Source organism: Gallibacterium sp. ZY190522 (assembly GCF_054166015.1).
The window spans coordinates 2,228,946-2,253,503 of sequence record NZ_CM135118.1 but is presented as its reverse complement, the minus strand read 5'-3'; the positions used below and the strand labels follow the sequence as shown (position 1 = coordinate 2,253,503).

General features: G+C 43.2%; 12 protein-coding genes and 1 pseudogene. 5 read left to right on the top strand and 8 right to left on the bottom strand.

Annotated features, from left to right (window positions below; genetic code table 11):
* Nucleotides 1-101: 101 nt before the first annotated feature.
* From ACXPAV_RS10880 to ACXPAV_RS10865, 4 genes and pseudogenes are all read right to left on the bottom strand, one after another.
* On the bottom strand, nucleotides 102-10,151 hold the full coding sequence (locus tag ACXPAV_RS10880; RefSeq protein WP_458003468.1) for a GA-like domain-containing protein: 10,050 nt from the start codon (nucleotides 10,149-10,151) through the stop codon (nucleotides 102-104).
* Complete coding sequence (locus tag ACXPAV_RS10875; RefSeq protein ID WP_264779969.1) at nucleotides 10,046-10,552, bottom strand: hypothetical protein; 507 nt, start codon at nucleotides 10,550-10,552, stop codon at nucleotides 10,046-10,048. The genes ACXPAV_RS10880 and ACXPAV_RS10875 overlap by 106 nt, the downstream gene beginning before the upstream one ends.
* 538 nt (nucleotides 10,553-11,090) lie before the next feature.
* Nucleotides 11,091-11,312 (bottom strand): sulfurtransferase TusA family protein, encoded by a 222-nt coding sequence (locus ACXPAV_RS10870; RefSeq protein WP_039094712.1) that lies wholly within the window; start codon nucleotides 11,310-11,312, stop codon nucleotides 11,091-11,093.
* 38 nt (nucleotides 11,313-11,350) lie between these two features.
* Nucleotides 11,351-12,375 (bottom strand): annotated as a pseudogene (locus ACXPAV_RS10865) (YeeE/YedE thiosulfate transporter family protein).
* Nucleotides 12,376-12,555: 180 nt separating this feature from the next.
* Here ACXPAV_RS10865 and recO point away from each other — a divergent pair.
* From recO to murB, 5 genes are all read left to right on the top strand, one after another.
* Complete coding sequence (gene recO, locus ACXPAV_RS10860) at nucleotides 12,556-13,287, top strand: DNA repair protein RecO (RefSeq protein ID WP_302508653.1); 732 nt, start codon at nucleotides 12,556-12,558, stop codon at nucleotides 13,285-13,287.
* Nucleotides 13,288-13,290: 3 nt separating this feature from the next.
* The gene (rlmD, locus tag ACXPAV_RS10855) at nucleotides 13,291-14,598 is read left to right on the top strand and encodes a 23S rRNA (uracil(1939)-C(5))-methyltransferase RlmD (RefSeq protein ID WP_458003467.1); all 1,308 of its coding nucleotides are present in this window, start codon (nucleotides 13,291-13,293) and stop codon (nucleotides 14,596-14,598) included.
* 161 nt (nucleotides 14,599-14,759) lie between these two features.
* Nucleotides 14,760-16,985: a GTP diphosphokinase gene (relA, locus tag ACXPAV_RS10850; protein ID WP_302508650.1), complete on the top strand. Its 2,226-nt coding sequence runs from the start codon at nucleotides 14,760-14,762 to the stop codon at nucleotides 16,983-16,985.
* A gap of 8 nt (nucleotides 16,986-16,993) precedes the next feature.
* Nucleotides 16,994-17,350: a diacylglycerol kinase gene (locus ACXPAV_RS10845; RefSeq protein WP_039089404.1), complete on the top strand. Its 357-nt coding sequence runs from the start codon at nucleotides 16,994-16,996 to the stop codon at nucleotides 17,348-17,350.
* Nucleotides 17,351-17,354: 4 nt separating this feature from the next.
* Nucleotides 17,355-18,386, top strand: a complete 1,032-nt coding sequence (gene murB / locus ACXPAV_RS10840) for a UDP-N-acetylmuramate dehydrogenase (protein ID WP_458003466.1) — start codon at nucleotides 17,355-17,357, stop codon at nucleotides 18,384-18,386.
* 64 nt (nucleotides 18,387-18,450) lie between these two features.
* On the opposite strand, the gene nagE is transcribed toward murB, so the two are convergent.
* The 4 genes from nagE to ileS all read right to left on the bottom strand — a co-directional run bounded on the left by nagE (nucleotide 18,451) and on the right by ileS (nucleotide 24,557).
* Nucleotides 18,451-19,929, bottom strand: coding sequence for an N-acetylglucosamine-specific PTS transporter subunit IIBC (gene nagE / locus ACXPAV_RS10835; protein ID WP_458003465.1), 1,479 nt, complete (start codon nucleotides 19,927-19,929; stop codon nucleotides 18,451-18,453).
* A 225-nt stretch (nucleotides 19,930-20,154) separates the two neighbouring features.
* Complete coding sequence (ispH, locus tag ACXPAV_RS10830; protein ID WP_018346374.1) at nucleotides 20,155-21,099, bottom strand: 4-hydroxy-3-methylbut-2-enyl diphosphate reductase; 945 nt, start codon at nucleotides 21,097-21,099, stop codon at nucleotides 20,155-20,157.
* Nucleotides 21,096-21,596 (bottom strand): signal peptidase II, encoded by a 501-nt coding sequence (lspA, locus tag ACXPAV_RS10825; RefSeq protein ID WP_458003464.1) that lies wholly within the window; start codon nucleotides 21,594-21,596, stop codon nucleotides 21,096-21,098. The genes ispH and lspA overlap by 4 nt, the downstream gene beginning before the upstream one ends.
* 141 nt (nucleotides 21,597-21,737) lie before the next feature.
* A complete protein-coding gene (gene ileS, locus ACXPAV_RS10820) occupies nucleotides 21,738-24,557 on the bottom strand; it encodes an isoleucine--tRNA ligase (RefSeq protein WP_458003463.1) in 2,820 nt (939 codons plus the stop codon).
* Between the last annotated feature and the right edge of the window lies 1 nt (nucleotide 24,558).

Here is a 24,558-nt window from a genome sequence, read left to right as displayed (position 1 = left end):
TACCTAACAAAATCTTAAAAAAACCCACCAAGCTCAGCTTGATGGGTTCATTATCAGTTTATTTATACAAAAGTATATTCAAACTTAAATGTGATTAAACATTAAATAATATTAATACCATCTTCAATATAAAGTTTGTATCCTCCACTAAATGTATAAACCTTATAACTATAGGACTCAGAGTGACCATCTCCATCTCTATCTTCATACTGAGTTGTTTTAGTTTGGCTTCCTCTTACATTAACATCTACAGTATTAAGTGTTGAACTAGATTGGTCTTTTTTAATATATAGCGATTTACCATTATCTTCAGTTAAGCTCGTTTCATCAATACGAATAGTATTTTTTCCTGTAGAATTTTTAAAGACAATTTCTTCAATCGACCATAAATTAGTCCATCCACTGCTATATCCTACGATAAACTGGTTATTACGTCCTGTAATATTTAAGGTATCCGTACCCGTTCCCCCTGATACTGCATTCTGATTATCGCCTCTAAAGTACTGCACAGTGAAAGTATCATTACCTTCTCCACCCATAAGGTAAGTATTCGTACTATTAATTGTATTGGTCACAGTAATCACATCATCACCTTTACCTGCATCAATACGATTTGAGCCATCGATAATACCATGTATGGTAATGTTATCATTCTCATCACCCATTCGGATAAGTGAGTCTTGGAGCTTACCTGAGATGGTTACCCTATCTTGACCAGCGCCTAAATTGATAACCTCAGTTTCTATTCCTTTTCCAACGAGGCTACCATTAATCGTTACTGTATCATTTCCACTTTGGGCAAAACCTTGATCATTGTTGCTCACACCGATCCAAGTTTGTTCAGCATTACCTGTAATCGTTATGCTGTTATCACCGGAACCAATATTAAAGGTACTATTGTTAACATTACCCTTAATCGTAATTGTATCTGTACCAGTACCACCGGAATAACCAACACTACTGCTTGATCCTAATGAAAGCATATTAGTTCCATCTCCCATCCAGAAACGAGACTCTGATGTTGCGCCAAGAGTAACAGTGTCACTATTAGTACCACCAAGATAATTCAATCTCAATACTGAACCAGTAATTGATAATGTATTTTCACCATTGCCTAAGTCAATACGTGTGCCAATGTCTTTTGCATTACCTATTTTCGTTTCATTTGGATTCAACCCTTTTGCACCTAATACAGCTTCACTGCCTGCTCCGGCACGGTTAATAGCAGAAACCAATTTATCACTTACTTTTTGTTTAAATGCTGTTTCATAAAAACCTTTGTACATATCATTTTTTGCACCTTCTTCCATGTTTTTAATAAAAGCACCATCTAACCAATAATAAGGATCTGAATTAAACTCAGCATTACCCTTAACAACAACCGTATCAGCTTCGTCTCCCATCATCATTGAGGAACGTCCACCAATATTGCTATTAAAAGTCACGTTACTTGAACCATCGGATACCATTAAAAATTTAGTTGTATCAGATACATATATACCACCGTCCACTTGAACCGTATTATGTCCGCCACCTAAATCAATAATATTCGAAGATTTATAACCAGTAGCAACTGATGCTGATTCACCACCTATATATCCACCTACGGTAAGCTTATCATCACCGCTACCAAAGCGAATATAGTTCCCCGAACCGTCTTCAGCTCCAGCAATAATATTATGATAAATACTCACTTCATTATTGCCTTCGCCCATATCGATTTTCGCATTGGTGTAATACAATGAACCATTATCATAAAGAGACGCCCCAACACCTTGGTCTCCGGAATGGCTCGTTACTAACAATTTATCATTGTCGTCACCCATATCAATTTGGTTAGAACCATCATAGAACGGCACGAAAGGGCCTTTACGTCCATTCATATAAGCTAACTCAATGACATCATCACCCTCGTTAGTTTTAATTTTCACGTGTCCGCCCACACCTTTGGCTTTAATATAATCATTGCCACCAGCAAGCGTATCAAGAGCAAAACGAATTTGTTTTGTTTCCGAACCTTTTGCTTCCGAAGCAATCATACCTTGTACTTTCGTATCGTTATTACCAGGATCAGTTTGTACATTCTCTACAAGAATAATATCCGCAGCATCCTCAGCGCCCGTCCATTTATAAAAGTACTTACGATAGCTACCAGGAGCTACATCATTATATATTTCATCCTGTTTAGCTGCTTCTTTATCTAAATCCCAACCCGGTGCGTGATCTTCTTGTTTATCCGCTGGATTATCAGGATACTCATCAGCAATACGCATATCCCAGTCAAGTTTTGGATTATATACCGCAATTTTACCGTTGTTTCCTGAGCCAGTCAGAGTATGTACTTTCTCAGTAGGTAAAGTGGCATCACCAAAGATCAAAGTAGCTTTATTACCATCAAAAGTATCCGCTGAATGATCAGACTCTGCCTTACCATTTAAATTAAGGATAACTTTATTTCCGTCTGCTACAGCCGGTGTCTTCGATTCGCTATCAAAGGCAAGTGGTTCTATTGGTGTGACTTCAGGCACGGTCGCTGGTGCTAATTCGTCTATCTTCGCGTTTAATTCCCCTTGCTTCTCTGCTGGCGCTGCTTTAATCGCTTCTTTAGCTTCCGCTTTCGCCTCGGCTAACTCTCGATTTGCAGTTTCTACCGCAGCCGCTTCTTCCGCTGTCACCACACCATCGGTGTTAGCATCACGTGCCGCATTATCTGCTTTGGTTTTCGCATCAACAGCTGCTTGGATTTTGGCATCAATCTCATCTTGTACGCCATTCGCAGGGTTCTTGTCGTTGACGGTCGGCACAGTTGCTGGTGCTAATTCGTCTATCTTCGCGTTTAATTCCCCTTGCTTCTCTGCTGGCGCTGCTTTAATCGCTTCTTTAGCTTCCGCTTTCGCCTCGGCTAACTCTCGATTTGCAGTTTCTACCGCAGCCGCTTCTTCCGCTGTCACCACACCATCGGTGTTAGCATCACGTGCCGCATTATCTGCTTTGGTTTTCGCATCAACAGCTGCTTGGATTTTGGCATCAATCTCATCTTGTACGCCATTCGCAGGGTTCTTGTCGTTGACGGTCGGCACAGTTGCTGGTGCTAATTCGTCTATCTTCGCGTTTAATTCCCCTTGCTTCTCTGCTGGCGCTGCTTTAATCGCTTCTTTAGCTTCCGCTTTCGCCTCGGCTAACTCTCGATTTGCAGTTTCTACCGCAGCCGCTTCTTCCGCTGTCACCACACCATCGGTGTTAGCATCACGTGCCGCATTATCTGCTTTGGTTTTCGCATCAACAGCTGCTTGGATTTTGGCATCAATCTCATCTTGTACGCCATTCGCAGGGTTCTTGTCGTTGACGGTCGGCACGGTCGCTGGTGCTAATTCGTCTATCTTCGCGTTTAATTCCCCTTGCTTCTCTGCTGGCGCTGCTTTAATCGCTTCTTTAGCTTCCGCTTTCGCCTCGGCTAACTCTCGATTTGCAGTTTCTACCGCAGCCGCTTCTTCCGCTGTCACCACACCATCGGTGTTAGCATCACGTGCCGCATTATCTGCTTTGGTTTTCGCATCAACAGCTGCTTGGATTTTGGCATCAATCTCATCTTGTACGCCATTCGCAGGGTTCTTGTCGTTGACGGTCGGCACAGTTGCTGGTGCTAATTCGTCTATCTTCGCGTTTAATTCCCCTTGCTTCTCTGCTGGCGCTGCTTTAATCGCTTCTTTAGCTTCCGCTTTCGCCTCGGCTAACTCTCGATTTGCAGTTTCTACCGCAGCCGCTTCTTCCGCTGTCACCACACCATCGGTGTTAGCATCACGTGCCGCATTATCTGCTTTGGTTTTCGCATCAACAGCTGCTTGGATTTTGGCATCAATCTCATCTTGTACGCCATTCGCAGGGTTCTTGTCGTTGACGGTCGGCACAGTTGCTGGTGCTAATTCGTCTATCTTCGCGTTTAATTCCCCTTGCTTCTCTGCTGGCGCTGCTTTAATCGCTTCTTTAGCTTCCGCTTTCGCCTCGGCTAACTCTCGATTTGCAGTTTCTACCGCAGCCGCTTCTTCCGCTGTCACCACACCATCGGTGTTAGCATCACGTGCCGCATTATCTGCTTTGGTTTTCGCATCAACAGCTGCTTGGATTTTGGCATCAATCTCATCTTGTACGCCATTCGCAGGGTTCTTGTCGTTGACGGTCGGCACAGTTGCTGGTGCTAATTCGTCTATCTTCGCGTTTAATTCCCCTTGCTTCTCTGCTGGCGCTGCTTTAATCGCTTCTTTAGCTTCCGCTTTCGCCTCGGCTAACTCTCGATTTGCAGTTTCTACCGCAGCCGCTTCTTCCGCTGTCACCACACCATCGGTGTTAGCATCACGTGCCGCATTATCTGCTTTGGTTTTCGCATCAACAGCTGCTTGGATTTTGGCATCAATCTCATCTTGTACGCCATTCGCAGGGTTCTTGTCGTTGACGGTCGGCACAGTTGCTGGTGCTAATTCGTCTATCTTCGCGTTTAATTCCCCTTGCTTCTCTGCTGGCGCTGCTTTAATCGCTTCTTTAGCTTCCGCTTTCGCCTCGGCTAACTCTCGATTTGCAGTTTCTACCGCAGCCGCTTCTTCCGCTGTCACCACACCATCGGTGTTAGCATCACGTGCCGCATTATCTGCTTTGGTTTTCGCATCAACAGCTGCTTGGATTTTGGCATCAATCTCATCTTGTACGCCATTCGCAGGGTTCTTGTCGTTGACGGTCGGCACAGTTGCTGGTGCTAATTCGTCTATCTTCGCGTTTAATTCCCCTTGCTTCTCTGCTGGCGCTGCTTTAATCGCTTCTTTAGCTTCCGCTTTCGCCTCGGCTAACTCTCGATTTGCAGTTTCTACCGCAGCCGCTTCTTCCGCTGTCACCACACCATCGGTGTTAGCATCACGTGCCGCATTATCTGCTTTGGTTTTCGCATCAACAGCTGCTTGGATTTTGGCATCAATCTCATCTTGTACGCCATTCGCAGGGTTCTTGTCGTTGACGGTCGGCACAGTTGCTGGTGCTAATTCGTCTATCTTCGCGTTTAATTCCCCTTGCTTCTCTGCTGGCGCTGCTTTAATCGCTTCTTTAGCTTCCGCTTTCGCCTCGGCTAACTCTCGATTTGCAGTTTCTACCGCAGCCGCTTCTTCCGCTGTCACCACACCATCGGTGTTAGCATCACGTGCCGCATTATCTGCTTTGGTTTTCGCATCAACAGCTGCTTGGATTTTGGCATCAATCTCATCTTGTACGCCATTCGCAGGGTTCTTGTCGTTGACGGTCGGCACAGTTGCTGGTGCTAATTCGTCTATCTTCGCGTTTAATTCCCCTTGCTTCTCTGCTGGCGCTGCTTTAATCGCTTCTTTAGCTTCCGCTTTCGCCTCGGCTAACTCTCGATTTGCAGTTTCTACCGCAGCCGCTTCTTCCGCTGTCACCACACCATCGGTGTTAGCATCACGTGCCGCATTATCTGCTTTGGTTTTCGCATCAACAGCTGCTTGGATTTTGGCATCAATCTCATCTTGTACGCCATTCGCAGGGTTCTTGTCGTTGACGGTCGGCACGGTCGCTGGTGCTAATTCGTCTATCTTCGCGTTTAATTCCCCTTGCTTCTCTGCTGGCGCTGCTTTAATCGCTTCTTTAGCTTCCGCTTTCGCCTCGGCTAACTCTCGATTTGCAGTTTCTACCGCAGCCGCTTCTTCCGCTGTCACCACACCATCGGTGTTAGCATCACGTGCCGCATTATCTGCTTTGGTTTTCGCATCAACAGCTGCTTGGATTTTGGCATCAATCTCATCTTGTACGCCATTCGCAGGGTTCTTGTCGTTGACGGTCGGCACAGTTGCTGGTGCTAATTCGTCTATCTTCGCGTTTAATTCCCCTTGCTTCTCTGCTGGCGCTGCTTTAATCGCTTCTTTAGCTTCCGCTTTCGCCTCGGCTAACTCTCGATTTGCAGTTTCTACCGCAGCCGCTTCTTCCGCTGTCACCACACCATCGGTGTTAGCATCACGTGCCGCATTATCTGCTTTGGTTTTCGCATCAACAGCTGCTTGGATTTTGGCATCAATCTCATCTTGTACGCCATTCGCAGGGTTCTTGTCGTTGACGGTCGGCACAGTTGCTGGTGCTAATTCGTCTATCTTCGCGTTTAATTCCCCTTGCTTCTCTGCTGGCGCTGCTTTAATCGCTTCTTTAGCTTCCGCTTTCGCCTCGGCTAACTCTCGATTTGCAGTTTCTACCGCAGCCGCTTCTTCCGCTGTCACCACACCATCGGTGTTAGCATCACGTGCCGCATTATCTGCTTTGGTTTTCGCATCAACAGCTGCTTGGATTTTGGCATCAATCTCATCTTGTACGCCATTCGCAGGGTTCTTGTCGTTGACGGTCGGCACAGTTGCTGGTGCTAATTCGTCTATCTTCGCGTTTAATTCCCCTTGCTTCTCTGCTGGCGCTGCTTTAATCGCTTCTTTAGCTTCCGCTTTCGCCTCGGCTAACTCTCGATTTGCAGTTTCTACCGCAGCCGCTTCTTCCGCTGTCACCACACCATCGGTGTTAGCATCACGTGCCGCATTATCTGCTTTGGTTTTCGCATCAACAGCTGCTTGGATTTTGGCATCAATCTCATCTTGTACGCCATTCGCAGGGTTCTTGTCGTTGACGGTCGGCACAGTTGCTGGTGCTAATTCGTCTATCTTCGCGTTTAATTCCCCTTGCTTCTCTGCTGGCGCTGCTTTAATCGCTTCTTTAGCTTCCGCTTTCGCCTCGGCTAACTCTCGATTTGCAGTTTCTACCGCAGCCGCTTCTTCCGCTGTCACCACACCATCGGTGTTAGCATCACGTGCCGCATTATCTGCTTTGGTTTTCGCATCAACAGCTGCTTGGATTTTGGCATCAATCTCATCTTGTACGCCATTCGCAGGGTTCTTGTCGTTGACGGTCGGCACAGTTGCTGGTGCTAATTCGTCTATCTTCGCGTTTAATTCCCCTTGCTTCTCTGCTGGCGCTGCTTTAATCGCTTCTTTAGCTTCCGCTTTCGCCTCGGCTAACTCTCGATTTGCAGTTTCTACCGCAGCCGCTTCTTCCGCTGTCACCACACCATCGGTGTTAGCATCACGTGCCGCATTATCTGCTTTGGTTTTCGCATCAACAGCTGCTTGGATTTTGGCATCAATCTCATCTTGTACGCCATTCGCAGGGTTCTTGTCGTTGACGGTCGGCACAGTTGCTGGTGCTAATTCGTCTATCTTCGCGTTTAATTCCCCTTGCTTCTCTGCTGGCGCTGCTTTAATCGCTTCTTTAGCTTCCGCTTTCGCCTCGGCTAACTCTCGATTTGCAGTTTCTACCGCAGCCGCTTCTTCCGCTGTCACCACACCATCGGTGTTAGCATCACGTGCCGCATTATCTGCTTTGGTTTTCGCATCAACAGCTGCTTGGATTTTGGCATCAATCTCATCTTGTACGCCATTCGCAGGGTTCTTGTCGTTGACGGTCGGCACAGTTGCTGGTGCTAATTCGTCTATCTTCGCGTTTAATTCCCCTTGCTTCTCTGCTGGCGCTGCTTTAATCGCTTCTTTAGCTTCCGCTTTCGCCTCGGCTAACTCTCGATTTGCAGTTTCTACCGCAGCCGCTTCTTCCGCTGTCACCACACCATCGGTGTTAGCATCACGTGCCGCATTATCTGCTTTGGTTTTCGCATCAACAGCTGCTTGGATTTTGGCATCAATCTCATCTTGTACGCCATTCGCAGGGTTCTTGTCGTTGACGGTCGGCACAGTTGCTGGTGCTAATTCGTCTATCTTCGCGTTTAATTCCCCTTGCTTCTCTGCTGGCGCTGCTTTAATCGCTTCTTTAGCTTCCGCTTTCGCCTCGGCTAACTCTCGATTTGCAGTTTCTACCGCAGCCGCTTCTTCCGCTGTCACCACACCATCGGTGTTAGCATCACGTGCCGCATTATCTGCTTTGGTTTTCGCATCAACAGCTGCTTGGATTTTGGCATCAATCTCATCTTGTACGCCATTCGCAGGGTTCTTGTCGTTGACGGTCGGCACAGTTGCTGGTGCTAATTCGTCTATCTTCGCGTTTAATTCCCCTTGCTTCTCTGCTGGCGCTGCTTTAATCGCTTCTTTAGCTTCCGCTTTCGCCTCGGCTAACTCTCGATTTGCAGTTTCTACCGCAGCCGCTTCTTCCGCTGTCACCACACCATCGGTGTTAGCATCACGTGCCGCATTATCTGCTTTGGTTTTCGCATCAACAGCTGCTTGGATTTTGGCATCAATCTCATCTTGTACGCCATTCGCAGGGTTCTTGTCGTTGACGGTCGGCACAGTTGCTGGTGCTAATTCGTCTATCTTCGCGTTTAATTCCCCTTGCTTCTCTGCTGGCGCTGCTTTAATCGCTTCTTTAGCTTCCGCTTTCGCCTCGGCTAACTCTCGATTTGCAGTTTCTACCGCAGCCGCTTCTTCCGCTGTCACCACACCATCGGTGTTAGCATCACGTGCCGCATTATCTGCTTTGGTTTTCGCATCAACAGCTGCTTGGATTTTGGCATCAATCTCATCTTGTACGCCATTCGCAGGGTTCTTGTCGTTGACGGTCGGCACGGTCGCTGGTGCTAATTCGTCTATCTTCGCGTTTAATTCCCCTTGCTTCTCTGCTGGCGCTGCTTTAATCGCTTCTTTAGCTTCCGCTTTCGCCTCGGCTAACTCTCGATTTGCAGTTTCTACCGCAGCCGCTTCTTCCGCTGTCACCACACCATCGGTGTTAGCATCACGTGCCGCATTATCTGCTTTGGTTTTCGCATCAACAGCTGCTTGGATTTTGGCATCAATCTCATCTTGTACGCCATTCGCAGGGTTCTTGTCGTTGACGGTCGGCACAGTTGCTGGTGCTAATTCGTCTATCTTCGCGTTTAATTCCCCTTGCTTCTCTGCTGGCGCTGCTTTAATCGCTTCTTTAGCTTCCGCTTTCGCCTCGGCTAACTCTCGATTTGCAGTTTCTACCGCAGCCGCTTCTTCCGCTGTCACCACACCATCGGTGTTAGCATCACGTGCCGCATTATCTGCTTTGGTTTTCGCATCAACAGCTGCTTGGATTTTGGCATCAATCTCATCTTGTACGCCATTCGCAGGGTTCTTGTCGTTGACGGTCGGCACAGTTGCTGGTGCTAATTCGTCTATCTTCGCGTTTAATTCCCCTTGCTTCTCTGCTGGCGCTGCTTTAATCGCTTCTTTAGCTTCCGCTTTCGCCTCGGCTAACTCTCGATTTGCAGTTTCTACCGCAGCCGCTTCTTCCGCTGTCACCACACCATCGGTGTTAGCATCACGTGCCGCATTATCTGCTTTGGTTTTCGCATCAACAGCTGCTTGGATTTTGGCATCAATCTCATCTTGTACGCCATTCGTAGGGTTCTTGTCGTTGTCGGTCGGTACGCTAACATTATTAACATTATCTAAACGCTCTTTTAGATCATCTTTGTCTTTATCATTAGGTAGATCTTTTAATGCATTTTCTGCATCTTCTTTTGCTTTAGTGATTTCTTCATTTAGACTATCTAATTTATCTTTCTCTTCTTGAGAAATCACGCCATCTTTCTTAGCCTCTTTTAATGCTTCTTCCGCTTTTGTTTCTGCGTCTTCTGCTGCCTTGACTAATTTTTCTGCATTTTCTAACGCAGGATCTTTATCCTGTTCTCCAACATCCGGTTTGTCTTTTCCTGTGTTGCCTTGATCGTCTGTAGGGTCTGTTGGAGTTGGTTGTTCTGGATCTGTTGACGGATTTCCGCCATTCTCGGGAATTTCAATGGGATTAACGGCATCTAATCTTTCTTTCAGTGCTTCTTGTTCTTTATCTTTAGGTAGGTTGTTTAGTGCTTCTTCTGCCTTTGTTTTTGCGTCTTTTATTGCTTGATTTGCTTCTTTAATGGCAGCGTTTTCTTCTGCTGTGATTTGATTATCTTCTTTTGCTTTTTCAAGAAGATCTTTGGCTTGTTGGTAGGCTTTTTCAGCGGCTTTAACTGCTTCTTCGGCGGCGGTAATCTTAGTGCTTTCTACCCCCCCCCCGTATGGGATGATCCCTTGCCACCACTGCTTCCACCGCCTGCGGCTAATGCAATGCCTCCGAGCAATGCTGCTGCACCGGCTACATATGTCCAAGGACTAAAACTTTGTCCATTTTCTAAGCTGGTTGTTAATGTTCCACTGGCAATATCGTTGCTACTAAAACCACTCATTTCTGCTTCAACTTGGGTAACGATAACCTTGCCTTGCTCAGCGCCTTGTGCCGCACTATCAAACACTGCAAAGCATTGCTGTTCTGCGCTGCATTCGCCCCAAAATTCATCTATGATAACTTCAATCTTGTCTTTTTGGCTTTTTATAACAAGATCGTTACCTGATCGGGAAACTTGTAAATCTTCTGGGGTTTTTCCTGTTTCACTGTCTATAACGTGATACTCTTCTCCGGCAACGGCCAATTCTACATATTTGCCTTTTTTGGCAACTTTGCTTAAATCAATTCGCTGTCCTGATTTTGCTTTGATTAAAATTAGACTCATTAGAGTCCTCCTTTTTTGGCTGATGATAAATTTATTTAACGTTTTTCTTGTGCCATCTAATCTATAAAAATTGAAGATGATCCCTATTCGTTATAGTTATCTACAATGAAAATAGATTAAACTATCCACAAAAGCGTGCATGCTATCTAATAAATGCAAGGTTGTCAAAATAGGAAAGTAGTAGTAGTAGTAGTAGTAGTAGTAGGCGATGATAGAAAACGTTTGCATTAAAACAAACACTTTTTCAAATCTTAACCAGTTATTTTATTTATAAAAATATGATATTTTTTTACATATTATTAATATAATATTATCTATTTTTTAAACAAAAGATCTGTATTCATATGTATAAAATAAGAGTTATTAACTATATTGATAAATAATAACAATCAGTAAAGAAGGTAATATCTATCAATAAATATAACTATATCTTTCAGGAGAAATGTTTCTTTGTTATGGAGTTATTTAATGATGGTTGTCATACAGGTATCCCATTAAGAAATACTTCCTTAATGGGATAAAATTTAAATTTGTAACATTATTTTTGAATAACAATTCGCCAGCTTGCTTCACCAGTCTGTTCAAACTCTGTCACTTGATAGCCTGATTCGGCAGCCCATTGTGGGATCGATTCAGTTGCTTGAGTACAGTCAAAGGTAATAACTAACTCATCATCTTTATTCAATTTGGCAATCGCCTCTTTCGCTTCTTCCAATGGGAATGGACAAACTAAACCTGAAGTTTCTAATTCAACACGCATAATAAATTTCCTTTTTTCTATTTGTCATTAAGTTGTAATTAAGCTAATTGTGGTTTTAATACCTTATTTTTTCTTGGACGAATAATGGTGAAATAAGCAGCAAACCAAGTACCTAATATCATTGCAATTAATGAAATCCAGCCCTGCCAAGAAAAAATTGCCGTTTCGACTAAACCGTTTCCAATTGAGCAACCTCCTGCTAAACTGGCTCCAAATCCCATTAACACTCCTCCAAAAGCACTGCGAATAATTGTGGTTTGATCTGGAATACGGAATTTAAATTCATTAGCGCCTTTTGCTGCAATAAATGAGCCAACTAAAATACCAAGCACTAAAAAAGTCGCCCAATTGATATATTGACTATCGCCAGTGGTGAGAAATTGAACTAACCCAGCAGTCGGTGAAGTAATGCCTAAACCGTGATGACGACCGGTAGCAGTACTAAGTGGCCACGCTAATAATGCAATTACACCAACTAGAACCGCTGTAAAGAAAGGATGCCAACGTTTTTCAAATAATAAATGTGCTAAACCAGAACGTTTTGCCGGTAAAGTAGCAATTTTCATTTTTAAGTCAACCACGCTGTTACCGTTACTAAAACCAATACCAACCACCACGCTGAAATGCCTAAAGTTTGATCAATAGTATGATCAGGAAATGGGTTCTGTTTTAGTTCTTGGTTAACACTTTTTAATAAACCATATTTTGTCGCTGCCGCTGATAAAGCATAAGTCAATAATGCCACCCAGCTACCGAATAATCCCTCACCTGCTCGATACTAAGTTCCAGTAGCACATCCACCAGCATAAACAATGCCAACACCAAAAAGAAATCCGCCGATAATGACCGCGTTTAACGCCAAGGTTCCTTCCGGCACAGTAAACATTCCGAATGCTTGTAAGCTATATAAGCCGACAGATTGCACTGCAATCGCGATTAAGAATGCAGTGAACATCCGACTATTTTTACTCACATATAAATCTCGAAATGCGCCAGTAACACAGAACCGACCTCGTTGCAGCACAAAGCCGAGCAAAACTCCGATAATTAATCCACTTAACATAGTCTTTTTCCTCACTCATAGAACTTAATTAATGTTTGATGTGCGTTATATTTATCCATATAGATTGCCAGACGTCTAATAATAAATTCATCATTTATATGGAAATTTGTTATAAAAAAGTTCTTTCTCAACTTAATACACAATGTTTTCTGTTAAAATAAATATCGTTTTTTCTTCTCTATGAGGTGTATCATCGATAATTGGCAACGTGGCTTTGTATTACATCGCCGGGCATATAGTGAAACCAGTTTGCTGGTGGATCTGTTTACTGAACATTATGGTTGTATCACGCTTTTAGCAAAAGGTGCACGTGCAAAACGTTCTCCGTTAAAGAGCTTATTACAACCGTTTACGCCGTTGCTGTTGCGTTGGAGCGGTCGAGGAACGTTAAAAATATTGACCAAAGCGGAAGCGATTTCTGTTACTTTACCGATGCAGACAGTCGCGTTATACAGCGGTTTTTATGTCAATGAATTGCTGGTGCGAACTTTGGAACAGGAAACCGCTTATCCGGAGCTGTTCCACGAATATTTGCGTTGTCTGACCGGATTGGCGGCAAATGGTGATCAAGTGGAAGCAACATTACGCCGGTTTGAATTTATGTTGTTGAAAGCACTTGGCTACGGCATAGATTTTGAACATTGTGCCGGCAGCGGTGAGCCGGTTGCCGCTGAAATGACTTATCAATATCGGGAAGAAAAAGGCTTTATCGCTTCATTAATCAAAAATAATCTCACTTTTTACGGACGAGATCTGCAGGCGTTTGCTAATTTAAGTTTTAACGAAAAAGAGACCTTACAAGCGGCTAAACGCTTTACTCGCATTGCATTAAAACCGTTTTTAGGCGGTAAGCCTTTGAAAAGTCGGGAATTATTTCAACAACATTTAAATATTTTATATCCTAGCGAATAAATTATGGTTCTGTTTTATCAAGCTACAACAAAAACATCTGCAAAAAACAAAACGGCGTTAATTGAATCTTTGGATTATCAAGGGTTGGGCATTGCCAAAATTGAGGGCAAAACTTGGTTTATTGCAGATGCGCTGCCGGGCGAAAAAGTGCAGTTCACGATACAAGAAGAAAAACGGCAATATGGTGTCGGCAAGGCGACCAAGCGTCTGACAACATCGACACAACGCCTTGAACCTCGCTGCCCGTATTATCAGCAGTGCGGCGGTTGTCAAATGCAGCATATTCCGATTGAAATGCAACGCCGTACCAAAGAACAAGCGTTAATACGACAGCTACAAAAAATTGCTCCTGAAGTAAAAACTGAAGCAATGATAAGCGGTGAACAGTGGCATTATCGCCGCCGTGCCAGATTGAGCGTGCAATATGTCGCGACTACCAAGCAAATTAAGCTCGGCTTTCGGCAAAAACAGAGTAATCAGCTGGTTGAAATCAGCCAATGTCCAGTGCTGGTGCCGGCATTATCGGCACTGTTGCCAGCGCTTACACAACTGCTGCAACAATGGCAACAACCGAGAAAATTGGGGCATATCGAATTGGTTGCCGCCGACAATGGCATTGCACTGTTTTTACGTCATTTAGGTGCATTAAACGCTGTGGATGCCGAAAAACTACAATTATTTGGGCAACAATATCAGCTAATGCTGTTCGTGAGTGAGCAAGAACAACAGGTTTCAGCGTGGACAGAAGCACGACCTTATTACCATATCGGCGCATTAAAACTCTTTTTTGATATTCGTGATTTTATTCAGGTTAATCAACAAATTAATGAAAGAATGGTGCAAACTGCGTTGCATTGGCTTGATCCGCAAGCAGATGATCAGATATTGGATCTCTTTTGTGGTATGGGAAATTTCACTTTGCCATTGGCGCAACAGAGTAAACGTGTTGTCGGTATTGAGGGCGTAGCACAGATGGTGGAAAAAGCACGTTACAACGCACAACAGAACAAGATTACAAATGCGTTATTTCACCAAGCTGATCTAAGCGCACCTTTTGCCAATCAAAATTGGGCACAAGAAAAATTTAATAAAATCTTGCTTGATCCTCCTCGCAGCGGTGCAGCTTTTGTGTTAAACCACCTTATTGAGTTGCAAGCGGAGAAAATTCTTTATGTTTCTTGCAATCCTGCAACTTTGGTGCGTGATGCGAAAATATTGGTGGAAAACGGTTACCATTTAGAGAAAAGCGCAATGATTGATATGTTTCCGCAAACCGGACATTTAGAATCTATCACGCTGTTTTCAAAATAAATTTAAACTTTTCCCGCAAAATAGACTCAAATAGAACTACTCCATTTGATAATAAAAGTGTCTGCTTGAAGGCGAAAAGTTTGTCCGATCAGTTTGATATTCACATCATTGGGGCGGTATGATTAATGCAATAGTGTTTTCAATAAAACAGGAAGAAGAAAATGGTCGCAGTAAGAGAAACACATTTAACAAATTTACGTCATTTTGTTTTTGAAGATTGGTTAAATTCGCTTACTTTAGCGGATCGTACCAGAGGTTTATTGATGCAAGCGTGGCAATATCTTCATCCTAAAATTGCGGATAATGCCCACGCGCAGGACATTCTTTCCAACAGTGTCGAAATGGTGTCTATCCTTTCGGAATTGAATATGGATGACAACTCCTTGTTGGCAGCACTGTTCTTCCCTTTTATTGAAAACGAAATTCTCTCCCTTGATGATTTACAGGAACATTTCGGCGCAACGATCAAAAAATTGGTACACGGCGTCTTTGAAATGGACAATATTCGTCAACTCAATACCAATCGTGGTTCAGATAGCGTACAAATCGATAATATTCGGCGAATGCTGTTAGCGATGGTGGAAGATTTCCGCTGTGTCGTGATTAAACTTGCCGAACGCATTACCTTTTTGCGCACCGCTGACAGCCGCGTCAGTGAAGAAGATAAAGTGTTGGCGGCAAAAGAGTGCGCCAATATTTATGCACCATTGGCGAATCGTTTGGGTATCGGGCAGTTGAAATGGGAATTGGAAGATTACTGCTTCCGTTATTTGCATCCGGATCAATATCGCCATATTGCTAATCAACTACACGAACGCCGTTTAGATCGTGAGCAGTATATTCAAGACTTCGTGCAGGAATTAACCCATTACCTTAAAGAAAGCCTTTCTGAAGTTGAGGTTTATGGTCGTCCAAAACATATTTATAGTATTTGGCGTAAAATGCAGAAAAAAAATCTCGCTTTTGGTGATCTTTATGATGTTAGAGCAGTGCGCATTATCGTACAGAAACTACAGGATTGTTATGCCGCGTTAGGTATTGTCCATACCCATTTTAAACATTTACCAAAAGAGTTTGATGATTATATCGCTAACCCTAAACCTAATGGTTATCAATCCATCCACACCGTAGTCTTGGGCAAGGGCGGCAAACCGATAGAGGTACAGATTCGTACTCAAAAAATGCACGATGATGCCGAACTCGGTGTGGCGGCGCACTGGAAATATAAAGAGGGCGCAACTGCCGGTCGCAGCGGTTATGAAGAAAAAATTGCTTGGTTACGCAAATTATTGGCATGGCAAGATGATTTAGCGGATTCCGGCGAAGTGCTTGCGGAAATGCGTAGCCAAGTGTTTGATGATCGCGTTTATGTCTTTACCCCGAAAGGTGAAGTCATTGATTTACCAACCGGCTCAACGCCGTTAGATTTTGCCTACAGTATTCATAGTGAAATCGGGCATCGCTGTATCGGTGCCAAAGTTGCCGGCAGAATTGTACCCTTCACTTATCAATTACAAATGGGCGATCAAATTGAAGTCATCACGCAAAAAAATCCAAATCCAAGTCGCGATTGGCTCAATCCAAATCTTGGTTTCGTGCATACCGCTCGTGCCAGAGCGAAAATCCACGCTTGGTTCAAAAAACTGGATCGCGATAAAAATATTCCTGCCGGTCGCGAAATGTTAGAAAGCGAAATGAATCGTATCGGCTTAACTCAAAAACAGATCGAACAATATGCCTTGCCACGATATAACTTGCGTAATCTGGATGATCTTTATGCCGGCATTGGTGGCGGTGATATTCGCTTAAATCAACTTATCAACTTTTTACAAAGCAAATTGCTTAAACCGTCCAATGAAGAGATTGATGAAGAGATTTTAAAACATATCTCCAATAAAAGTGCCAACAACGCGCAACAGCAGAAAGAGAAGAAAAAAGGACACGTTGTCGTTGAAGGTGTCGGCAATTTAATGCATCATATCGCTCGCTGTTGTCAACCGATTCCGGGCGATGATATTGTTGGCTACATCACTCAAGGACGAGGCATTTCTATTCACCGTTCTGATTGTGAACAGCTAGCGGAATTACAGGCGAACAATCCAGAACGCATCGTAGAAGCACTTTGGGGAGATAGCTATTCTTATGGTGTTCACGTTGGTATTCGGATTATTGCCAGCGACCGTAATGGATTATTGCGCGACATTACAACCGTTTTAGCCAATGAAAAAGTAAGTGTTTTAGGCGTGAGTAGCCGTAGTGATACCAAACGCCAAATTGCGACCATTGATATGCAAATTGAACTCAGCAATGTACAAATGTTAAGCAAGATTTTATCTCGTTTGGCAAAACTGGATGATGTCATTGAAGCAAAACGCATCACTAATTAAGGAATATTATGCAAAAATACACTGGATTAACTCATTTTTTTAAAGCGGCAAAATATTCAATGCAGGGTTTACGTGCCGCATTTAAATATGAAGCTGCTTTCCGCCACGAAGTCGGTGCTGCTATTATTTTGATTCCTCTCGCATTTTGGCTTGGGAAAAACAAAATTGAGATCGCATTGATGGTCTCTTCCGTATTAATGGTTTTCGCTATTGAGCTTCTTAACAGTGGTTTGGAAGCGATTGTCGACCGTGTTGGCAAGGAATATCACGAACTCTCTGGTCGTGCTAAAGATCTCGGTTCTGCCGCAGTTTTTGTGGCAATGGTAACTTGTGGGCTAGTCTGGTTAATTATTTTATTAGGTTAGCTAAATGATTGATCTTGGAACAAATTTACAGCCATATCACACTTTTGCTATTCCAGCATCCGCGAAACAGATTTATCAAGTTGATCAAGCCGATGAGTTATACCATTTATGGCAGCAAGCTCAACACCACCAATTGCCGGTTTTACTGTTGGGAGAAGGAAGCAATGTATTGTTCACCGAAGATTTTTCCGGCATAGTGCTGTTAAATCGCATTAAAGGCATTGAATATCACAACGATGAGGATTTCCACTATTTTAAAGTCGGAAGTGGTGAAAATTGGCACCAATTTGTTCAATACTGTGTTGAACAGAATATCGGTGGTTTAGAAAACTTAGCATTAATACCGGGATGTGTTGGTTCTGCACCTGTGCAAAATATCGGAGCTTACGGTGTAGAGTTAAAAGATGTTTGCCAAGCTGTTGAAGTAGTTGACCTATCTACTGGTAAACAATTTGTATTGCAAAATAATGAATGTCAATTTGGTTACCGTGAGAGTATTTTTAAGCATCAATATCGTGATCATTATGCAGTAATTGCCGTGCATTTTAAATTAGCAAAACAATGGGAACCAATTTTACATTACGGAAACTTAGCACGGTTAGATCCAAAACAGCTCACACCTAAAGCGGTTTTTCAACAAGTTTGTGCCATCAGACAGGCGAAATTGCCCGATCCTAAAAAAATTGGCAGTGCCGGCAGTTTTTTCAAAAATCCGCTGGTTTCTGCGGAGCAATTTCAATGGTTGAAGAAACAATATCCGGATATTCCTCACTATCCTCAGGTTGATGGCTATGTCAAATTAGCCGCCGGCTGGTTAATTGATCGTTGCGGATTAAAAGGCTATCAGTTAGGTGGTGCGGCGGTGCACGATAAACAAGCATTAGTCATCATTAATAAAGAAGGAGCAAGCGGTGCAGATGTTGTCGCACTTGCTCATTATATTTGTCATAACATTGCCGAACGTTTTGGTGTGGTGTTACAGCCTGAAGTTCGTTTTATCGGCAAGAAAGGCGAAGTTGATTTTTCCTTTGCCTAATACATAACAACAACGTTAAAGCCTTTCGACTTTAACGTTGTTATTCATCATCTTGCAGGAAAAATTATAATTTTTTCATCTGATCAGCTACAAGTTCTGCTTCCGGACCTAAAATAACCTGCAAGGCGTTATCGCCCAATTTAATATTTCCTTTTGAACCCAATGCTTTGAGCTGCGCTTCGTTGATTTTATTACGATCCACTAAAATCAAACGTAAACGGGTAATACAGGCATCGATTTCTTTGATATTACCTTTACCGCCAAGCGCGGTGATAAATGCTTGTGCGCGTTCAACTTTTGCCTGTTCATTATCTTGGCTTGCGGCACTTTTCGATGTGACACCGGCGCTATCTGCACTATCTTCTTCACGTCCCGGTGTTTTTAAATTAAATGCTTTAATCACGAAGCGGAACAATAGATAGTAAATCACCGCAAACACCAGACCTTGCACAATCAACATATACCACTCTGTTGCCAATGGATTGCGAGAAGACAACACTAAGTCCACCAATCCGGCACTAAATCCGAAACCGGCAATCCAGTGGAATGTTGCTGCAATAAATACGGAAATACCGGTCAATAGTGCGTGAATTAAATAGAGCAACGGCGCAACAAACATAAAGGAGAATTCCAACGGTTCAGTAACACCGGTGAAGAATGATGCCAATGCCGCTGCAAACATAATTGAACCGACCAATGCTTTTTTAGATGGTTTAGCACTATGGTAAATCGCCAATGCCGCTGCCGGCAAACCGAACATCATAATTGGGAAGAAACCGGCTTGATACATACCTGTTTGCCCAAGCACCGCTTTACCTTCCGCCAATGATTTCGCCCCACCAAGGAAGTTAGGAATATCATTAATTCCAGCAACATCGAACCAGAACACAGAGTTCAAGGCGTGATGTAGACCGACAGGAATTAATAAACGATTGAAGAAAGCATAAATACCGGCACCGGTTGCCCCTAAACCTTGAATTGATTCACCAAAACTGACCAATCCGTTAAAAATCACCGGCCATACATAAAGCAATACAAATGACACTAAAATCATCACGAAAGAAACAACAATCGGTACTAAACGTTTACCACTGAAAAATGCCAATGCTTGATGTAACTCAACGTGAGAAAATCTGTTATAGAGTTCCGCAGAAATAATACCAACCAAAATACCGATAAATTGGTTATTGATCTTACCGAATGCTGCCGGCACTTGATCTAAAGGAATGCCTTGAAGTTGAGAAACTGCGCCGGGAGAAAGCAACGTGGTCACCACTAAATAACCGACTAAACCTGATAATGCTGCTGAGCCGTGTTTATCTTTAGAAAGACCAAATGCAACACCAACCGCAAATAACAACGACATATTATCAATAATTGCAGCACCTGATTTAATCAACAAAGACGCTAAAGCACTATTACTTCCCCAGCCGTCCGGATCAATCCAATAGCCTATCCCCATTAAAATAGCGGCTGCCGGCAATGCGGCGACCGGCACCATCAAAGCTCGACCTATTTTTTGTAAATAAGATAACATACTCATAACAATATCCCCATTGTTTAGTTTTAATACAAAGATTGATTAATCTTTGTTAATCCGTTTCAGTATAGAAGCCCATAAAAATGAAGTAAAACACAGATTATTAGAATTGTGATAGCGATCACTTAAAAAAATAAAAAAAATGAAGTGATACTTCATTCAATCTCACGCCATTTAATAAAAAGAAAAAACCGTTGTTAATTGAAGATAACAACGGCATTGTCTTTGTTAATTGACTTCGGTAATTCGCAACTCTTTCGGCACTTCAAACACTGTATTTTCTTCACAGCCTTCCAGCTCTTCAACGCTTGTCGCACCGAGTTCCAATAAACGATTCACCACTGACTGCACCAACACTTCCGGCGCGGATGCCCCTGCGGTAATGCCAATCACATTAATATTCTCTAGCCATTGAGGATCAATATCAGCAGCATCATCGATTAATTTGGATGACACCCCCATTCGCGAAGCCAGTTCAGCCAAGCGGTTGGAATTTGATGAATTTTTTGAGCCGACCACAATAACTAAATCAGACTGTTTTGCTAACTCCTTGACTGCGTGTTGACGATTGGTTGTTGCATAGCAAATATCATTTTTGCGAGGCCCTTGAATTGCCGGATATTTTGCTTTTAAGGCTTCAATCACTTCTGCCGTATCATCGATCGACAAGGTCGTTTGCGTCATAAAGGTGAGATCGTCCTGATTAGAAAGCGGCAAGCCGGCAATGTCTTCCACATTTTCCACTAAATAAATGCCACCTTCGCGATTATCATACTGCCCCATTGTGCCTTCCACTTCAGGATGCCCCTCGTGACCGATTAAAATCGCTTTTGTCCCTTTTCGACTTGCTCTTGCGACCTGCATATGGACTTTTGTTACGAGTGGACAGGTTGCATCGAACACTTTTAAATCTCGCTCTTTTGCCTCTTGACGCACAGCCTGAGAAACACCGTGTGCCGAAAAAATCACAATCGATCCGTCCGGCACTTCACTTAACTCTTCAACAAAAATCGCACCACGCTGACGTAAACCATCCACCACAAAACGGTTATGTACCACTTCGTGACGTACATAAATCGGTGCGCCGTGAATTTCCAACGCCAATTCCACGATGCTGATAGCGCGATCTACACCGGCACAAAAACCTCGCGGATTTGCTAAGATAATTTTCATTCGTCCTTTCCTTTTACCTGTTTGCGTTCATTCTTCAGATAATCGATGATCAGTAATCCTGCCCCAACACAAATTGCAATATCTGCAACATTAAACACCGGATAGTGATAAATTTGCCAATAAAAATCAAGAAAATCGACCACAAAACCGTGATAAAGACGATCCGTCATATTGGCTAATGCACCGCCGATAATTAAAGCGTAAGCACTGTTCACCAAGATTTTTTGGCGTGGCGTTTTTGCCAGCCAAAAGAGTAATAATGCTGAAATCACAACTGCAATTAAGACAAAAAAGTATTTTTGCCAACCGCTATGATCGGCAAGAAAGCTAAACGCCGCGCCATAATTTCTGACATAGGTCAGGTTAAAAATCGGCAGAATATTGACGCTTTCATACAGTTCAAAATGCGAAACCACTAACCATTTAGTGAATAAATCCAAGATAAAGGCGACAACGCTCAGCCATAAATAAATCAAACCATTTGCCTGTTTTTGCATCAAAAACTCCTCTGTGGTTGAGCCTTCCGCCATCTACGGCGGCAGAAGCTATTTAATTTAGGAGATCTGCTCCTTTGCATAAAAATAATCACTGCCAAGCAATGCTTAACAGTGATTATCTCATTCAAACAACATTAAAAATTAAGCGAACTGTCTGGTTTCACCCTGTCCTGCCACATTTTCTACACAACGTGCGCAAAGATGCGGATGTTCGCTGTTTTGTCCGATAGTATCGGAATAATGCCAGCAACGAGGACATTTTTCATCTTTAGAAGCAACCACTTTCACCGCTAGACCTTTTAATTCGCCTTCAGCAATGTCTGCTTCTTCTAACAATTTCACTTCCGCTTTTGAGGTAATCAACACAAAACGTAATTCAGACGCTAATTTCGCCAATAACTCACGATAATGCTGATTTGCATAAAGTGTTACTTCCGCTGCCAACGCCGCACCGATCACTTTATCATTACGCGCCTGTTCAAGCACACGGTTAACTTCGGCTCTCACTTTCAACACTTCTTGCCAGTAAGTATCATTCATCTCTTCGTCATCCGCTAAAGCAAATAGACCTTGATAGAACTCTTCCGTAAAGACAAATTCGCTGCGTTCGCCCGGCAAATATTGCCAAATTTCATCGGCAGTAAAGGAGAGGATCGGCGCAATCCAACGCACCAACGCTTCTGCAATATGGTATAACGCAGTTTGGCAGCTACGACGCGCTAAACTGTCCGCTTTCGTGGTGTATTGGCGATCTTTAATGATATCCAAATAGAATGAGCCCATTTCAATCGAACAGAAACGCATCAAACGTTGCACCACTTCGTGGAATTGATAATTATCGTAGGCTTCTTTAATTTCATTTTGTGCTTGTAATGCGCAAGAAACCGCCCAACGATCGAGCACGATCATCTCTTCCGCTTGCACCATATCTCGTTTCGGATCAAAACCGTTTAAGTTTGCCAATAAGAAACGTGCGGTGTTACGAATACGACGATAGGTGTCCGCCGCTCGTTTGAAGATTTCATCCGATACCGCAATTTCGCCGGTATAATCACTTGAGGCGACCCATAGACGCAAAATATCGCCACCGAATTTATCCATTACTTCTTGCGGAGTAACGATATTTCCGATTGATTTTGACATCTTGCGTCCTTGACCATCAACGGTGAAGCCGTGTGTAAGTACCTGTTTATAAGGTGCTTTATTATCCGTTGCTGTTGATAACATTAATGAAGACATAAACCAACCACGATGTTGATCCGAACCTTCCAGATACATATCAACGTCATTACCGCCGAATTCAGCACGATGTTTCGCTACTGAAGAATAGGTTGATCCGGAATCAAACCACACATCAAGGGTATCCGGCACTTTTTGATAATCTTTGGCATCTTCACCCAATACTTCATTAATATCCAAATCCCACCACGCTTGGATACCTTTTTGTTCCACGCGTTTTGCAACTTCTTCAATTAATTCCAATGTTCGCGGATGCAATGCTTCTGTTTCTTTATGGATAAACAAGGTTAACGGCACACCCCAAGTACGCTGACGGGAAATACACCAGTCAGGTCGATTTTCCACCATCGCTTCAATACGAGCTTGCCCCCAATCCGGCACCCAACGCACCCCTTTAATCTCTTTCAATGCTTGTGCACGTAACCCTTTGGTTTCCATACCGATAAACCATTGCGGTGTCGCACGGAAAATAATTGGGGTTTTATGACGCCAACAGTGCGGATAGCTGTGAGTAATTTTTTCCAGCTTCAACAATGCGCCCACTTCTTCCAATTTTTTCACCACCAATGGGTTGGCATCGAACACATTTTCACCGGCAAAGAATTTCGCTTGGCTGTTGAATTTGCCATCATTACCGATTAATCCTGCCATTGGTAATTGATATTTTTGACCGACAATAAAGTCGTCCTGACCGTGATCCGGTGCGGTATGAACCAAACCAGTACCAGCATCATTGCCAACGTGATCACCCAAAATAAACGGCACGCTGTAATCATAGAACGGATGTTGGAATTGTAATAACTCAAGATCTTGTCCTTTTGCAACGCCCAATACTTGGTAATCTGTTGCGCCAATAGCTTTCATTACGCTATCTACCAATTCGGTGTTGAGAATTAAACGTTCACCATTTACCTGAATCAATTGATATTCCAATTCAGGGTGCAGAGCAATTGCTCGGTTTGACGGCAATGTCCAAGGTGTGGTTGTCCAAATGACCGCAGAAATTTTTCCTTCGCCTTTTTCACTCAAATTAAATTTAGCCAATACTGCATTTTCATCCACCGCATTAAAGCGAACATAAATAGATGGTGAAGTTTTATCATAATATTCCACTTCCGCTTCTGCCAAAGCTGAACCACAATCCAAACACCAATGAACTGGTTTAGAGCCTTTATAAAGATGACCATTTTTAATCACATCTGCCAAAGTACGGATGATGTTGGCTTCGGTTTCAAAATTCATTGTTAAATAAGGATGATCCCAATCGCCAAGCACACCTAAACGGATAAAATCTTTTTTCTGACCTTCCACTTGTTCTTTAGCATAAACACGACAAGCTTCACGGAATTCCGCTGCACTCACTTTTTCATTCGGTTTACCAACCAACCCCTCCACTTTTAATTCAATCGGCAATCCGTGGCAATCCCATCCCGGAATATAAGGAGAGTCATAACCTAATGCAGTTTTTGATTTAACGATAATATCTTTCAGAATTTTATTTACTGCGTGTCCAATATGAATTGTTCCATTAGCGTAAGGAGGCCCATCGTGCAAAATAAAGGTTTTCTTACCCTTACTTGCCTGACGAATTTTTTGATAAAGGTTTTTATCATACCAATTTTTTAGCATAGCCGGCTCACGTTTTGCCAAATCGCCACGCATTGGGAAACCTGTTTCAGGCAGGTTCAATGTGCTTTTGTAATCAGTTGTATCTTTAGACATT

Excerpts from the sequence above, each read along its gene's own strand:
- lspA (WP_458003464.1), bottom strand. The coding sequence starts at position 21,596 with ATGCAAAAACAGGCAAATGGTTTGATTTATTTATGGCTGAGCGTTGTC.
- murB (WP_458003466.1), top strand. The coding sequence starts at position 17,355 with ATGATTGATCTTGGAACAAATTTACAGCCATATCACACTTTTGCTATT.
- relA (WP_302508650.1), top strand. The coding sequence starts at position 14,760 with ATGGTCGCAGTAAGAGAAACACATTTAACAAATTTACGTCATTTTGTT.
- rlmD (WP_458003467.1), top strand. The coding sequence starts at position 13,291 with ATGGTTCTGTTTTATCAAGCTACAACAAAAACATCTGCAAAAAACAAA.
- ispH (WP_018346374.1), bottom strand. The coding sequence starts at position 21,099 with ATGAAAATTATCTTAGCAAATCCGCGAGGTTTTTGTGCCGGTGTAGAT.
- nagE (WP_458003465.1), bottom strand. The coding sequence starts at position 19,929 with ATGAGTATGTTATCTTATTTACAAAAAATAGGTCGAGCTTTGATGGTG.
- recO (WP_302508653.1), top strand. The coding sequence starts at position 12,556 with ATGAGGTGTATCATCGATAATTGGCAACGTGGCTTTGTATTACATCGC.
- ACXPAV_RS10845 (WP_039089404.1), top strand. The coding sequence starts at position 16,994 with ATGCAAAAATACACTGGATTAACTCATTTTTTTAAAGCGGCAAAATAT.
- ACXPAV_RS10875 (WP_264779969.1), bottom strand. The coding sequence starts at position 10,552 with ATGAGTCTAATTTTAATCAAAGCAAAATCAGGACAGCGAATTGATTTA.
- ileS (WP_458003463.1), bottom strand. The coding sequence starts at position 24,557 with ATGTCTAAAGATACAACTGATTACAAAAGCACATTGAACCTGCCTGAA.
- ACXPAV_RS10870 (WP_039094712.1), bottom strand. The coding sequence starts at position 11,312 with ATGCGTGTTGAATTAGAAACTTCAGGTTTAGTTTGTCCATTCCCATTG.